This is a genomic window from Mesorhizobium sp. M8A.F.Ca.ET.161.01.1.1 (assembly GCF_004792105.1).
In the GTDB taxonomy this organism is placed as follows: Bacteria; Pseudomonadota; Alphaproteobacteria; order Rhizobiales; family Rhizobiaceae; genus Mesorhizobium.
Genome location: NZ_SRTD01000005.1, coordinates 382,466 through 396,401, shown reverse-complemented (window position 1 = coordinate 396,401; position 13,936 = coordinate 382,466). Strand labels below are relative to the sequence as shown.

Annotated in this window: 17 protein-coding genes; 6 read left to right on the top strand and 11 right to left on the bottom strand. The window is 64.8% G+C overall.

The window, feature by feature from the left end:
• Positions 1 to 50 precede the first annotated feature (50 nt).
• Positions 51 to 1,889 (top strand): CHASE3 domain-containing protein, encoded by a 1,839-nt coding sequence (locus EN804_RS16155; protein WP_135920286.1) that lies wholly within the window; start codon positions 51 to 53, stop codon positions 1,887 to 1,889.
• A gap of 101 nt (positions 1,890 to 1,990) precedes the next feature.
• On the top strand, positions 1,991 to 2,740 hold the full coding sequence (gene ubiG, locus EN804_RS16150) for a bifunctional 2-polyprenyl-6-hydroxyphenol methylase/3-demethylubiquinol 3-O-methyltransferase UbiG (protein ID WP_127278446.1): 750 nt from the start codon (positions 1,991 to 1,993) through the stop codon (positions 2,738 to 2,740).
• Between the two features lie 69 nt (positions 2,741 to 2,809).
• Here the strand turns inward: ubiG and EN804_RS16145 are convergent, their stop codons facing one another.
• Positions 2,810 to 3,724 (bottom strand): DMT family transporter, encoded by a 915-nt coding sequence (locus EN804_RS16145; RefSeq protein WP_135920235.1) that lies wholly within the window; start codon positions 3,722 to 3,724, stop codon positions 2,810 to 2,812.
• Between the two features lie 96 nt (positions 3,725 to 3,820).
• Between EN804_RS16145 and EN804_RS16140 the strand changes: the two genes are divergently transcribed.
• Positions 3,821 to 4,306: a MarR family transcriptional regulator gene (locus tag EN804_RS16140; protein WP_127280368.1), complete on the top strand. Its 486-nt coding sequence runs from the start codon at positions 3,821 to 3,823 to the stop codon at positions 4,304 to 4,306.
• Positions 4,307 to 4,310: 4 nt separating this feature from the next.
• On the opposite strand, the gene EN804_RS16135 is transcribed toward EN804_RS16140, so the two are convergent.
• Genes EN804_RS16135 through EN804_RS16120 form a run of 4 tightly spaced genes read right to left on the bottom strand, consistent with a single transcriptional unit; the run spans position 4,311 to position 6,716 of the window.
• Positions 4,311 to 4,736 carry a DUF1178 family protein gene (locus tag EN804_RS16135; RefSeq protein WP_127280367.1) on the bottom strand — a complete coding sequence of 142 codons (426 nt, stop codon included), beginning with the start codon at positions 4,734 to 4,736 and terminating at the stop codon, positions 4,311 to 4,313.
• On the bottom strand, positions 4,733 to 5,599 hold the full coding sequence (locus tag EN804_RS16130; RefSeq protein WP_135920232.1) for a carbon-nitrogen hydrolase family protein: 867 nt from the start codon (positions 5,597 to 5,599) through the stop codon (positions 4,733 to 4,735). The genes EN804_RS16135 and EN804_RS16130 overlap by 4 nt, the downstream gene beginning before the upstream one ends.
• 9 nt (positions 5,600 to 5,608) lie before the next feature.
• Entirely contained in the window at positions 5,609 to 5,878 is a 270-nt protein-coding gene (gene grxC / locus EN804_RS16125; protein WP_127280365.1) for a glutaredoxin 3, read from the bottom strand.
• A 25-nt stretch (positions 5,879 to 5,903) separates the two neighbouring features.
• A complete protein-coding gene (locus EN804_RS16120) occupies positions 5,904 to 6,716 on the bottom strand; it encodes a ComF family protein (protein ID WP_135920230.1) in 813 nt (270 codons plus the stop codon).
• A gap of 65 nt (positions 6,717 to 6,781) precedes the next feature.
• Between EN804_RS16120 and EN804_RS16115 the strand changes: the two genes are divergently transcribed.
• On the top strand, positions 6,782 to 7,654 hold the full coding sequence (locus tag EN804_RS16115; protein WP_135920228.1) for a methyltransferase domain-containing protein: 873 nt from the start codon (positions 6,782 to 6,784) through the stop codon (positions 7,652 to 7,654).
• Between the two features lie 14 nt (positions 7,655 to 7,668).
• Here the strand turns inward: EN804_RS16115 and EN804_RS16110 are convergent, their stop codons facing one another.
• The 5 genes from EN804_RS16110 to argJ form a co-directional block, all read right to left on the bottom strand.
• Entirely contained in the window at positions 7,669 to 7,848 is a 180-nt protein-coding gene (locus EN804_RS16110; protein ID WP_127280913.1) for a Flp family type IVb pilin, read from the bottom strand.
• Between the two features lie 110 nt (positions 7,849 to 7,958).
• The gene (locus tag EN804_RS16105; protein ID WP_127872285.1) at positions 7,959 to 8,273 is read right to left on the bottom strand and encodes a hypothetical protein; all 315 of its coding nucleotides are present in this window, start codon (positions 8,271 to 8,273) and stop codon (positions 7,959 to 7,961) included.
• A 124-nt stretch (positions 8,274 to 8,397) separates the two neighbouring features.
• Positions 8,398 to 8,820: a (deoxy)nucleoside triphosphate pyrophosphohydrolase gene (locus tag EN804_RS16100; protein WP_127872284.1), complete on the bottom strand. Its 423-nt coding sequence runs from the start codon at positions 8,818 to 8,820 to the stop codon at positions 8,398 to 8,400.
• On the bottom strand, positions 8,813 to 9,565 hold the full coding sequence (locus EN804_RS16095; RefSeq protein WP_127872357.1) for a GNAT family N-acetyltransferase: 753 nt from the start codon (positions 9,563 to 9,565) through the stop codon (positions 8,813 to 8,815). The genes EN804_RS16100 and EN804_RS16095 overlap by 8 nt, the downstream gene beginning before the upstream one ends.
• Before the next feature lie 29 nt (positions 9,566 to 9,594).
• On the bottom strand, positions 9,595 to 10,836 hold the full coding sequence (gene argJ, locus EN804_RS16090) for a bifunctional glutamate N-acetyltransferase/amino-acid acetyltransferase ArgJ (RefSeq protein ID WP_127872283.1): 1,242 nt from the start codon (positions 10,834 to 10,836) through the stop codon (positions 9,595 to 9,597).
• A 113-nt stretch (positions 10,837 to 10,949) separates the two neighbouring features.
• On the opposite strand from argJ, the gene EN804_RS16085 reads away from it, so the two are divergent.
• Together EN804_RS16085 and EN804_RS16080 are read left to right on the top strand one after the other, a co-directional pair.
• Positions 10,950 to 12,230 (top strand): caspase domain-containing protein, encoded by a 1,281-nt coding sequence (locus EN804_RS16085; RefSeq protein ID WP_246693433.1) that lies wholly within the window; start codon positions 10,950 to 10,952, stop codon positions 12,228 to 12,230.
• 102 nt (positions 12,231 to 12,332) lie between these two features.
• Positions 12,333 to 12,932 (top strand): TetR/AcrR family transcriptional regulator, encoded by a 600-nt coding sequence (locus EN804_RS16080; RefSeq protein ID WP_135883459.1) that lies wholly within the window; start codon positions 12,333 to 12,335, stop codon positions 12,930 to 12,932.
• Between the two features lie 75 nt (positions 12,933 to 13,007).
• Here the strand turns inward: EN804_RS16080 and EN804_RS16075 are convergent, their stop codons facing one another.
• Positions 13,008 to 13,934 (bottom strand): peptidylprolyl isomerase, encoded by a 927-nt coding sequence (locus tag EN804_RS16075; protein WP_135920226.1) that lies wholly within the window; start codon positions 13,932 to 13,934, stop codon positions 13,008 to 13,010.
• Between the last annotated feature and the right edge of the window lie 2 nt (positions 13,935 to 13,936).

The window sequence follows — 13,936 nt, the reverse complement described above, 5'->3', positions numbered from 1 at the left end:
GAATTCCTTTTGGTTCGGCATAACAGATGATTGCTCGTCTTCGTCGCGCCATGCGATTGCAATCGCTCCCGATTGTCGCCGGCTTCGCCGTGCTGGCGCTGATCGTCGGCGCCCGTACCGTGCTCGTCGAGAGCCAGAGGGCCAATCGTGCCGCCGCGCGCGAGACAATCGAATATCAGGAGCAGCTTTCCGGGCTGCTTTCACTGGCGCAAGACGCCGAGAGTGGTCAGCGCGGCTACCTGCTCACCGGAGAAAAATCCTATCTGGAGCCTTACCGGAAGGCCGTCGAGGCAATTCCCGGACAACTGGCGCGGATCGAGAGCGCGGCCGCTCCCGACGATCGGATCGTCCAGCAGATCAGCCACATCAAGGAAGCGCTTTCGCAAGAGCAGGCTGAGCTGTCCCAGACGATAGCCCTCTATGATCGAGGCGATGCGGCAAAGGCCCTGCAACTGGTCCGCAGCGGTCAGGGCAAGGCCGCCATGGACGAAATCCGGGCCAGCATGGACACGATCCGGCGTATTGGCGCCGCCGCCGTGGCCGCGCGCGACGAGCATACCGATCGGGTCGAGGCCTGGTTGCGCATCGGCTCGCTGGCTGCGTTGCTGGCGATTTTCCTGCTTGGCGTCTACACCATCCGTCAATCCCGCCGCCGCTTCCGCGATGTGGTCGCCGTCCAGGAAGAGCTGATGCGCAAGAACATCGAGCTCGGCAACGAGATCCAGACGCGGGAAAAGGCCGAATCCCAGATACGCCAGATGCAGAAGATGGAAGCCGTCGGGCAGTTGACCGGTGGGATCGCTCACGACTTCAACAACATGCTGGCGGTCATCCTCAGCGCCATGAACCTTGCCCAGCGCAAGCTGAAACGGGGCGAACATGACATTGAAAAGCTTGTCGAGGCCGCGACGGACGCGGCCAGCCGTGCCGCCGATCTGACCTCCCGCTTGCTTGCCTTCTCCCGCCTGCAGCCTTTGGCGCCGCAGGTTGTCGACACCAACCGGCTGTTGACCGGCATGTCAGATCTTCTGCGCCGTTCCTTGGGCGAAGGCATCCGCATCGAAACCGTGCTGGCGGGCGGCCTGTGGAAAACCCATGCCGATCCTTCCCAACTTGAGAACGCGATCCTCAATCTGGCCGTCAATGCCCGCGATGCCATGGATAATGACGGCAAGCTGACCATCGAGACCGTCAACAGCCACCTCGACGAGGCTTATGCATCGACGCATGCCGAGCTCGCACCTGGCCAATATGTGATGATCGCGGTAACCGACACCGGTGCGGGCATGTCGCCCGAGGTCATCGCCAAGGCCTTCGAGCCCTTCTTCACGACGAAGCCGGCCAACAAGGGCACGGGACTTGGGCTGAGCCAGGTGTTCGGCTTCGTCAAACAGTCGGGCGGCCACGTCAAGATCTACTCCGAGCCCGGCGAAGGCACGACGATCAAGATCTATCTGCCCCGGTTTTTCGGACCAGAGGAGCCGGCATCGCCCACAGGGCGCGGCAAGAGCGCCGCCAAAGTCACCGAGACGATCCTCGTCGTCGAGGACGACGCCCGCGTGCGGGCTGCCACGACCGACGTCATGCGCGAACTCGGCTACACCGTCATCCATGCGGCAGGTGGACCGGAGGCCCTTGAGAAGCTCGCCGCGACACCCGGCATCGCCCTGCTTTTCACCGACATCGTCATGCCGGTGATGAATGGCCGCAAGCTCGCCGAAGAAGCGCTCGCGCGCCAGCCCGGATTGAAAGTCGTCTTCACCACCGGCTTCACCAGGAACGCCGTGGTCCACAACGGCGTGCTCGACCATGACGTGCACTTCCTGGCCAAGCCGTTCACCATCGAGCAGCTGGCGGCCAAGCTGCGCGACGTGCTGGACTCGAAATAGGCTGGCCTTTGGTCGGCCAGTCACTTTGTCAGCATTGAAAATTGTTGCCTTGACATTCGATGCCTCACGCCCGACTTCGTAGCGTCCGAGGAGACCAACCTATGCCTGAGCCCCGACGATCGACGATCGATGCCGGAGAAGTGGAACGCTTTTCCGCCCTTGCCGCCGAATGGTGGAACCCGAACGGCAAGTTTCGTCCGCTGCACAAATTCAATCCGGTCCGGCTTTCCTATATCCGCGACCAGATCGCGGCGCGCTTCGGCCGCGACCCGCGTGCGGCGCGGCCGTTCGAGGGCCTGCGTATCCTCGACATTGGCTGCGGCGGTGGCCTTTTGTGCGAGCCGATGGCGCGGCTCGGCGCCGAGGTGATCGGAGCGGACGCCTCCGAAACAAACATCGAAGTGGCGAAACTGCATGCCGCCGAGGGCAATGTGAGCATCGACTATCGCGCCACGACGGCGGAAGATCTCGCCGAGGCCGGCGAAAAATTCGATGTCGTCCTCAACATGGAAGTGGTCGAACATGTCGCCGACATCGACCTGTTCGTCGCCAAATGCGGCGAGATGGTCAAGCCCGGCGGCATCATGTTCGTGGCCACCATCAACCGCACGCTGAAGGCGCTCGGCCTAGCCATCATCGGCGCCGAATATGTGTTGCGCTGGCTGCCGCGCGGCACTCATCAGTTCGGCAAGCTGGTGCGCCCGGAGGAGCTGGAAAAGGCGCTGGACGGCGCCGGCCTGACCATCATCGACCGCACCGGCGTCACCTACAATCCGCTTGCCGACCGCTGGGCGCGGTCGAAGGACATGGACGTCAACTATATGGTGCTGGCGGAAAAGGGATCGGTCTGATCAGCCAAATCCTCAGCCTCAGCCGCCGCCGATACCCACTGCCGGAGCCGGCGGCGGGGCTAAAGAAACTTAGGCGGCCTGGCTCTGCGCCCTCGTAGCGGTCTGGCTCTGCGCCTTGGTGGTGATGAACACGCCGGCGGTGATGATGACCGCGCCGACCCAGGTCAGCAGTTGATAGTGCTCGCCAAGGAAGATCGTACCGGCAAACAGCCCAACGGCCGCAGCGACATAGCCGATCTGGCTGAGATAGACCGGGCCGCCCACCGCCTGCAGCCGGAAGAAGAAAGCAAACATCGCCGATGCCGAGGCCATCTGTGCCACGACGATGAGCGGCACGGTGCCGAGCTGGGCGAAGGCCTTGCCTCCAAGCAAGGTCAGGATGCCGACGAGCAGCATCGCCGCGGACGCCAGATGGCTGCCGACCGCGAGTTCGATAGGACCGGTTCCTTCCGGCCAGTCGATGGTGCGATAGATGTTGCCGGCGGCAAGGCTGACGGGAATGAGCAGGCCCATGATGACCCAGAAGACATCGGCCGGCTGGCCGGCCTCGCCACGCGTCACCGCCACCATGACCGCGCCGACGAAACCGACGGCGATGCCTGATATGCCCAGCATGTTGGGCCGCCGCACGCCGAGCAGGATCGACAACACCAGCGTGACGACGGGCGACAGCGTGAACATGATGCCGGTGTAGCCGGCGCCCAAATGCGGTATGGCCGAGAACATCAAAAGGTTTGGCACGGCATAAGACACTGCGGCGGTGACGAAGAAATAGCGAAGCTTGTGCGCCGTGAGCCGGATGCGCTGGCCGCGCAGCAGCAATACGACGAGAAGCACGCCGCCGGCGCCGAGCGAGATGACGAAGGCCCAGACCATGGCCGGCATGCCGGCCACCGTGGCGAGCTTGCCGAAAGGCAGAGTCAGGCCAAGCAGCCCCCCGGTGACGATCAGCAGGCCGAGCGCCGAATCCCAGAGAAGTTTCATGATCGATCCCTGTCCGCACGGCCCTTGGCCGGCATTGCATCTTGGGATAAGATAATGGAAAGATTCTTAACGTCAAGATACATTACGGTGAGATAGATGGACCGTGCAGGGAAAGCCATCGAGCAGTGGAAGCGGGAGCGGCCGGACCTAGACGTATCACCGATGGCCGTGATCGGGCGCTTGAATGAGGTCTCCTCGCTGATCGCCCGCGACCGCCTTGCGCCGCTCTTTGCCCGTTTCGGATTGCAGGCGGGAGAGTTCGATGTGCTGGCGACGCTGCGCCGCTCAGGCGCGCCTTACGCGCTGACGCCGACGGCGCTTTACGAGGCGACGATGGTGACCTCCGGGGCCATGACCAACAGACTGGATCGGCTCGAAACATCCGGCCTGATCCAGCGCGCGCCACACCCCAACGACCGGCGCGGCATCATCGTGCGGCTGAGCGACAAGGGCCTTGCGCTGATCGACGAGGCTGTCACCGCCCATGTGGCGAACGAGCATCAGATCCTGTCCGGCCTGACGCTGACCGAAAGAGAAACACTTTCGCGTCTGCTGGAAAAACTGATCAGCAGCGTGAGCTAAGTGCTCAGTTCCGGTCGTCCGGAAACACTGGAATCGGCATGAAATCGACGCCGTCCTCGGCAAGGCCCTTGGCCTCTTCCAGCGTCGCCTCGCCATAGATGCCGCGCGCATCGGTTTCGCCGAAGTGGATCTTTCGCGCTTCCTCGGCGAACTTGTCGCCGACATAGTCGGCGTTCTCGCGCACTTTCTCGGCCATCGCCTTCAGTTGCGCCAGCGCCTGCTTCTGCGCCTCGCCCATGGCAAGCGCTATGGTTTCCTGCTTGCGGGCCGTGGACACGGCGGGCGCCATCAGCGCTTTCTCGACCTTGTGCGAACCGCAGCTGGGGCAATCGACGAAGCCGCGCTTCTTCTGGGTGTCGAAATCGTCATTGCTGCGAAACCAGCCCTCGAACTCGTGCTCGTTTTCGCAGATCAGGGAAAAGCGGATCAAGAGGCGGCACCCCTGAGACGTGGCGCGTCAACCTCGCCGGCATTGATTGTGAAATCCCGCGCATTCTTCAAATTGGGGATCTTCTTGCGCGCCGCAAGCGATTGCGCCGGGTCGATCGCGGCGACGATCACCCCAGGCTCGTCATGCGCGGCTTCCGCGATGATGCGGCCCCACGGATCGATGATCAGAGAATGCCCATAGGTCTCGCGGCCATCCTCGTGCAGGCCGCCTTGCGCGGCGGCGACGACGAAGGCGCCGTTCTCGATGGCGCGTGCCCTGAGCAACACGTGCCAATGCGCCTCGCCGGTCTGGCGGGTGAAAGCGGCGGGCACGGAAAGCAGATCGGCGCCGGCCATCGCCTCGGCGCGGAACAGTTGCGGAAAGCGCAGGTCGTAGCAGACGGCGAAGCCGAGCTTCGCGCCCCCGATCCCGGCGACGACGGCCTCCGTGCCAGGCTCGTAGGCGGCCGATTCACGCCAGCTCTCGCCATTGTCGAGATCGACGTCGAACATGTGGATCTTGTCGTAGCTGGCGAGCGTCACGCCATCGGGGCCGAACAGGAGCGCGCGGTTGGCGAGCTTGCCGTCGGCGCGCAGGATAGCGGTCGAGCCGATATGCAGGAACACGCCGAGTTCGCGCGCCAGCCTGCGCGCGGTCGCGACGATGATGTCCTTGTCTTCGGAGGTGAAGGACGCGGCGCGCGCTTGCCTGTCGCGGATCAGCGCTCCGGTCATTTCCGGCGTCTGGATGTAGGTTGCGCCTTGGGCCGCGGCCTCACGCACCAATCGTTCGAGATCGACCGCATTGCGCTCGGGGCTCTCGCCTGAACGCATCTGGATTGCCGCTGCCTTGAAAACACCCATTGTCACACCTCAAATCGACGAGCCGTTGGCGAGCAATTTGTCCAGTCGACCCTCCGCCTCCAGATCATGGAGGTCGTCGCAGCCGCCGACATGCGTGTCGCCGATGAAAATCTGCGGAAAGGTGGTGCGCCCGTGGGCGCGCGACATCATTTCCTGGCGCAGCTCCGGCGAAAACGAGGCGTCGTGCTCGGTATAGGCGACACCCTTGCGCTCCAGCAGCCGCTTGGCCGCCGTGCAGTAGCCGCACATCATGCGCGTATAGATCGTGACATCGACCATGACGAATTCCGTTTCCGTTGCCGACTTATATAGTCGTGGACTCGTCCGCCCGGAAGTCCCCAGGCAACACGCGGGCAAAGGTCAGCACGTCGACGGCGGCAGCGCCTCCCTTTTTCAGCGCCTTGGTGGCGGCACGCACGGTGGCGCCGGTGGTGTAGACATCATCGATCAGAAGCACCCTGCGGCCTGCAATCTCAATCTCCGCCTCGGCGGGCACGCGAAAGGCGGCGCGCACGTTCTCCTCGCGCTCCTGCCGCTCCAGCCCGACCTGCTGGCGGGTGAGTTTGACACGACGCATGGCGGAAGGCGCGAAAGACAGCCCGCTGAGCTCGCAAACCGAGCGCGCCAGTTCCGCCGACTGGTTGAACCGCCGCCTGAAAAAACGGCGCCAATGCAGCGGCACAGGCACCACCACATCCGCGTCGGCGATAAGGTCGGCGCCCACGCGAACCATCCAGCGCGCCATCCAGGGAGCGAGATCGGTGCGGTCCTGGTATTTCAGCCCTTGCACCATCTGGCGGGCCACGCCGGAATAGGCGACCGCTGCCCGCGCCCGTTCGAAGGGCGGCGGATCGGCGATCGCCTCCGCCGACAGAAAACCATCCCCCATATGATGGGTGAACGGCGTGCCCATCACCGGGCACCAGGGCCGCTCCAGCAGCCGCAGCTTCGGCCAGCAGGCGCCGCACAGCACGCCGGGCTGCGAGACTTGCCGGCGGCAACCGGCGCAGACCGGCGGAAACAGGATGCGCGCCGGCCAGCCCAGAGCCGACCGGGCTGCCGACCCGGCCAGCTTCCTGATCTCGTCGGACTTGATCTTGGGCATCGGATCGGCCACGTGGTTGGTTTCTCGTCGCCCACCATACGAACCATATCAGGGCGCGGACATACAAGGACCATCCCTTGCAGCCTATAATGGATACCTCTCTGTGGCTGGCGCACAAGCGGCGCGCGCTCATCCATCCGGTTGACGGTGCCGACTTCCTCATGCATCGCGCCGCCGAGGATCTTGCCGACCGGCTGGGTGCCGTCGAGCGCAGGTTCGCCAAGGCGGCGGTGCTGTTTTGCCAGACCTCGGCCGCGGCCGACGTCCTTGCGCAGAGCGGCAAGGTAGCCGATATCGCCCGTGTCGAGACGGACGCGGCTTTCCTGAATGGTGCCGCCGGCCTGATTGCGCCGCTCGAGACCGTACCGTTCGAACCGCAGAGGCTCGATTTGGTGGTGTCGCTTTTGTCGCTGCAAACCATGAACGACATCCCGGGCATGCTGATCCAGATCCGCCGCGCCCTGCGGCCGGACGGACTTTTCCTCGGCGCCTTCGCGGGCGCCGGCACCCTGTCGGAACTGCGCGAAAGCCTGCTTGCCGCGGAGACCGATATCTACGGTGGCGCCAGCCCGCGCGTCATCCCGTTCACCGATGTGCGCGATGCTGGCGCACTGCTGCAGCGCGCCGGTTTCGCGTTGCCGGTCGCCGACGTCGAGACGGTGACGGTGCGCTATGCCAATCTGTTTGCGCTTATGGCCGACCTGCGCGCCATGGGCGAAACCAGCGCGCTTGCCGACCGCAGCCGGCGGCCGGGCTCGCGCAGACTGTTTGCCCGCGCCGCGGAAATCTACGCCGAACGCTTCTCCGACCCCGACGGTCGCGTCAGGGCAAGCTTTTCGATTGTCTGGATGTCCGGCTGGGCGCCCGACGCGTCGCAGCAAAAGCCGCTGAAGCCCGGTTCGGCCAAGGTTTCGCTAAAGACTATACTGGAGGGGCCTGAAGGGCATTGACCTGTTCGCAGGCTCTAGTGCGCGAAAGCGTTCGCAAGCCTGCTGCCGTTGTCGCTGAACAGCCAGGTGATCGAGTTGAAGACCTGGCCGATACCGCCGATGATGGTCAGCGACAGTACGCAGACAATCAGGCCGTATTCGACGGCCGTGGCGCCGTTTTCGTCCTTCAGAAAGCGCAGCAGCACTGTTTTCATCACCTCATTTCCCCCTTGCCACGATCTTACGGCCGATCTGTTAAGAAAGGTTAACGGCAAAGGCTTAACAGGGGATGAAATCGCCGCCTTTCGGCAATGCCTTAACCTTGTCAGCAGTCGCCGCTGCTTTTGCCATCGGAGCGGATAATGCAGACCCCACCGGGTTCGGCCTGCAGCACGCTGCGGCGCACTGTATACGTGCTGCGGTGGCTGATCGAACCGGTAGCCGTCATGTCGAGGCCGGGGAAACCATCGCGGGCCGTTTGCGAACGCGTCTGGCTGTCGAGGAAAGGGGTCGCGATCAGCGCCAGCGCCACCGCGGCCGACCCGAACAGCAGCGCGATCCGCAGGACGCCCATGCCGGCATCGGCGGCACGAAAACCGCGCTCGGGCCGGATCGAATCCCACTCCCTGTCCAGGCTCATTCCTCGCTCCCCAGCGAATTTGTGGCGGCCACGCGAAAAACGGCCATGCATCAATTTTTCATGATGAGATAAATCTTCCATTAACGCTGGCTGATATGGACCGCGGTCCATCAGCTCTCGATCGTCAGAGGAGATCGATCAGGAACGGGATCAACGGCGCATCGGCCGGCGGCATCGGATAGTCGCGCATCTGTTTCGGCCGCACCCATTTCAGCGCCTGCCCTTCCCTCGGCTGGGCGATGCCGCGGAAGCGGCGGCAGACAAACAGCGGCATCAAGAGATGGAAGTCGTCGTAGGAATGGCTGGCAAAGGTCAGTGGCGCCAGGCATGGGATTTCGGTTTCGATGCCGATCTCCTCATGCAGTTCACGGATGAGGCATTGTTCCGGCGTCTCGCCGGGCTCGACCTTGCCGCCGGGAAACTCCCACAGGCCGGCAAGCTGCTTGCCTTGCGGACGCTGCGCCAGCAGCACGCGGCCATCGGCGTCGACCAGCGCGCAAGCGGCGACCAGGAGCAGGCGCTTGCCGCCGGATGTCAGATCATTCATGGCCGGGCGGCCGGCGGTAGTGGTAGCGGTAGACTTCCTCGAAGCCGAGCGCGCGGTAGAGCGCCAGCGCCGGCGCGTTGCCGGCCTCGACCTGCAGCCAGGCCTCCCGCGCGCCGCGCAGCCGCGCCCATTTCAACGCCGACAGGATCAGGTTGCGGCCGTGCCCCTTGTTGCGCGCCGCCTTGTCGGTGGCGACCTCGAACAGGCCGGCAAGATCGCCGTCATGCACGCAGATCAACGTCGCCAGCGGCTCCGCCCCATCCTCGAGCGCGAACAGCCCGGCTTCGGGCTGGATAGCGCCGATGATCTCCGACAGGCCCGGCCGCAGCGATATGTCCGAGCCGCTGACCTTGAGCAATGCTCCGATGAAGCGGCTGATGTCCTTGAGCGGAATCTGGTCCATGGCGTCGTCGAGCCGCGCGTCCGCCAACTGCAGCCGCATGACGAGCGATTCGTCGAACCGGCTCCAGCCTTCCTTGTCGAGATGGCCGGCAAGATCGGGGCCCGACAGTGGCGACATGCGGAACGTCAATGGCCGGCCATAGGCGTCGAAGCGGCGGCTGGCGCGACCGATGCGGTCGGCGATGTGCTGGATGTCGCCGGGATCGAGTGGATTGACCGAGTTCAGCCGCTTGGCCGGATGTCCCGCGGTCAGGCGCACCACCCACGTGCCGTCATAGTGGACCGCGGCCGCGGGCCAGGCGCGAAAGCCGGCCGCCTCGTAGCGGCGCACGGTCGCGAGCATGCTTGCCGGATGACGCGAAACCAACGCGATCAGCTCCTGTAGTCGCCGTTGATGGCGACATATTCCTTGGTGAGATCGCAGGTCCACACCGTCGCCTTGCCGCGGCCGATGCCGATATCGGCGCGGATGCGGATGTCATCGCGCTTCATGTAGGCCGAGGTCGCTTCCTCCGAGTAGGCCGGGTCGCGCTCGCCCTCATGCGCCAGCCGGTTGTCGCCGAACCAGATCGACAGCCGGTCGCGGTCGGCGGGCTCGCCGGCCTTGCCGACGGCCATGACGACGCGGCCCCAATTGGCGTCCTCGCCGGCGACCGCTGTCTTGACCAGCGGCGAATTGGCGATCGACAGCGCGATGCGCTTGGCCGAGCGGGCCGACTTGGCCCCGGTGACGGTGACTTCGACCTGCTTGCGCGCGCCCTCGCCGTCACGCACCACTTGCAGCGCCAGCGACTTCAGCACCTTGCCGAGCGCCCGGCGGAACTGACCAAGGCGGGCATCCCTGGGATCGGTGATTTCAGGCGCGCCGCGCTTTGCCGCCTTGCCGGTGGCGAACAACAACAGCGTGTCGCTGGTCGAGGTGTCGCTGTCGACGGTCACCGCGTTGAATGTCTTGGCAGTGCCGCGCGACAAAAGGTCCTGCAGGACCGGTGCCGCGATCGGCGCGTCGGTGGCGATGAAGGAGAGCATCGTCGCCATGTCTGGCGCGATCATGCCGGCACCCTTGGAAATGCCGTTGATGGTGACATCTGCGTCGCCGAGCTTCACCGTCTGCGTCGCCACTTTCGGATAGGTGTCCGTGGTCATGATGGCCCTTGCAGCCTCGGTCCACAGGTTCGGCTTGCCATCGCTGACCAGCCCGGCGAGCAGATGGCTGAACTTGGATGTGTCGAGCGGCTCGCCGATGACGCCGGTCGAAGCCAGGAAAACCTCGCCTGGCGTGCAGCCCGCGGCCTTCGCCGCCGCTTCGCCCGTCATCGCGGTGGACTCGCGGCCCTTCTTGCCGGTGAAGGCGTTGGCGTTGCCGGAATTGACGACCAGCACCCGCGCCTGGCCGGCGCCAAGGTTCTGGCGGCAGAAATCGACCGGCGCCGAGGGGCATTTCGACTTGGTGAACACGCCGGCGACCGCGGTACCGGCGTCGAACACCATGGCCAGCAGGTCGGTGCGGTTCTTGTACTTTATCCCCGCTTCGGCGGTGGCGATGCGCACCCCTTCGATTTCCGGCATTTTGGGGTATTTCTTCGGCGCGAGCGGCGAAATCGTCGTGGACATGGAGACCTCGGGCGGGAAAATCGCAAGGGGAAGGCCGGTTTGCCCGATACGGCGCGCGGGCGCAAGCGCGTTTTCGTCGCTCCGGCCAGGGACAAACCCGGTCAGGATTAAGCTTGCATTTCAAATCCGTTGGCATCGCCGGGGTCCGTGGCGCTATGATCTTCCCCATGGGCAGGCTTGCGATCCTCGCTTGGGCATTTCTCGGACTTCTGCTGCTGCGCGCCGACGCCGAGCCGGGGCGGCGCGTCGCGCTCGTCATCGGCAACGGTACCTATGCCGAGGCCGGCACGCTGGCCAATCCGGTCAACGACGCGCTCGACATCGCCGACAAGCTGCGTTCCATCGGCTTCGAGGTCATCGAAGGCAACGACCTCGGCAAGCGCGAGCTTGAACACAGCATCGGCGAGTTCTCCGATGCGCTCGAAGGTGCCGGCGTTGGGCTTTTCTACTATGCCGGCCACGGCCTTCAGGTCGACGGCCGCAATTACATCGTGCCGGTCGACGCCAGGCTCGACATGCCGGTGAAGCTGCAGCTCGAAGCCGTGCCGATCGACGAAGTCCTCGACATCATGGAACAGCAGACCAAGGTCAGCCTGGTCTTCCTCGATGCCTGCCGCAACAACCCGTTTGCCCGCAGCCTGAGCCGCACCGCCACCACCCGCTCGGCGACGGCGCTGGCGGGTCTGGCGCAGTTCGATTCGACGCGCGGTTCCTTCATCGCCTTTTCGACCGCGCCAGGTGCTGTCGCCATGGACGGCAGCGGGCGCAACTCGCCCTTCGCCCAGGCCCTGCTGCGCCATGTCGCCGAACCCGGCCAGAGCATCAACGACATGATGATCGCGGTGCGCCGCGACGTGGTTTCGCAAACCCGCGAGGCCCAGCGACCCTGGGAGCAGGGATCACTGCTCGAACGCTTCGAGTTCGTGCCGGGCGAAGGACCGGTGAAGGCCCCGGAACCGACGGCCGCGCCCGCGCCCTCGACGCAAGTGGCTGCGCTCGAGCGTTCGGTCGGCGACGACAAAAGCGCGATCGAGAAGTTCCTGCGCGACGACTATCTGCAGCCTGACACCAAGGACATGCGCGCGGCCGTCAGACGGCTCTATGGCGCATCCGCCACCATCTTCGGCACGCCTTACGATGCCGAGACGCTTGCGAAGGTGAAGAGCGACTGGTTCGCGCAATGGGCTTCATGGTCGCTTGGCCTCGACCCCGGCAGCCTGGAGGTTACACCGCACGGCGAGGGCAGCGCCCAGGCCGTCTTTGCCATGAGCTACGACTACACGCCAAAGGACAAGTCGGCGGCGCGCGTGGCCGGCAAGGCGCGGGTGACGCTGGAATTGATCAAGACCGATAAGGGATGGCGCATCGTGTCCGAGACGTCGCAGCCGATGTGACGACCACCGCCTGATGACGGCGCCTCTGCATCCAAAAACGGATCGTTTCGTTTCATCACCGGATCACTTATCATGCCGGCGAATTGAACGAGGACGACAGGAATGGCCGAGGCGGCGGATACGGCGCGCAGATCGATCGGGGCGCGGCGCAATCCCGACAGTGCGGACGCCATTCTGGAGGCAGCCGAGGCCGTGCTCGTCGAGGCCGGCTATGCCGGCTTTTCGATCGAGGCGGTGGCGCGGCGAGCGCGCGCCGGCAAGCCGACCATCTATCGCTGGTGGCCGAGCAAGGCGGCGCTGCTGCTGGAAGTCTACCAGCGCCAGAAACGCGTCGACGTTCCCGATACGGGAAAACTGGAAGAAGATCTCGTCGGCTTCCTGGAGAACCTGTTCTTCCACTGGCGCGAGACATCGTCGGGAAGCGTGTTCAGGTCGCTGATCGCCGAGGCGCAGTCGGATGAGACCGCGGCCGAGGCTCTTGCCGGTTACGCCAGCGGACGCCGCGCCCACACCACCCAGATCATCGAACGTGCCAAGGCAAGGGGCGAAATCGCCAGCGATATCGATCCGGCCGTGGTCGCCGACCTCCTGGCTTCCTACGCGTGGCGGCATCTCCTGACCAACCGGCTCGACGAGCCCGAAGCGACGATCCGCAAGGTGGTCCGCTATCTCCTGCAAGGCATAGCAGCGCCCGGCAGATAGGCGCCCGCTGGCACGTGCCAACAAAAAGGGCGCGGCACCTTCCGGCTGCCGCGCCCTTTTCGAAGCTGTTCGGGCTTACTTGGCGCTTTCCAGCGTATCGACGGCCTTCTTGAGGTTGGCGTCGGGGATCTCGACCTTGGCACCGGCGCGCAGCGATTTGACCAGCGCGAAATACTTGTCGCGGATGACGGCCTGCTTGGCCTGGTCCTTGACGTCGTCGAAGGCCGGCGGCTGCTTGGCGCGCTTGTCCTCGAGCTTGATGACGTGCCAGCCAAACTGCGACTGCACCGGCTGCTCGGTGTACTTGCCGACATCGAGCGCGAAGGCCGCCTTGTCGAACTCCGGCACCATCTGGCCAGGCCCGAACCAGCCGAGGTCGCCGCCATTGGACTTGCCGCTCGGATCCGAGGTGTGTTCGTTGGCGAGCTTCTGGAAGTCGGCGCCGCCGTCGAGCTGCTTGATGATCGCCTCGGCCTCTTCCTTGGTCTTCACGAGGATGTGACGGGCATGCACCTCGTTGACCGGCGGGGTGTTGGCGATTTCTTGGTCGTAGCGGGCGCGAACCTCGGCATCGGTGACCTTGTCGACGACGCCCTTTTCGACCATCTCGCCATGCAGCGCGCGCTGCTGCAGGAAGGCCATGCGGCGCTGGAAATCGGGATCCTTGTCAAGACCGTCGGTAACGGCCTTGGCGGCCATGACACGGATTTCGATCGCCGCCGAAAGGGCGGCGGCGCGGCGCTGTTCAGGCGGCAACTGCGCGAACTGCTGCGACAGCTCGCCCTCGGCAAGCATCAGATCGGCTTCGGTCAAGGGCTGGCCGTTGACGGTGGCGATCACGGTGTTCGGATCGACCGGCGCCGCGGCCGGTGCGGCCGCATCCGCCGGGGCGGCCGGTGCGGGAGCGGTCTCCTGCGCCATCGATGGCGACAGGCAAAGAGCCGACAGGCCGAGGGCCAGGCCAAGGCTGGCAAGCGACGCACGGCTGAACAACAAGGACATAA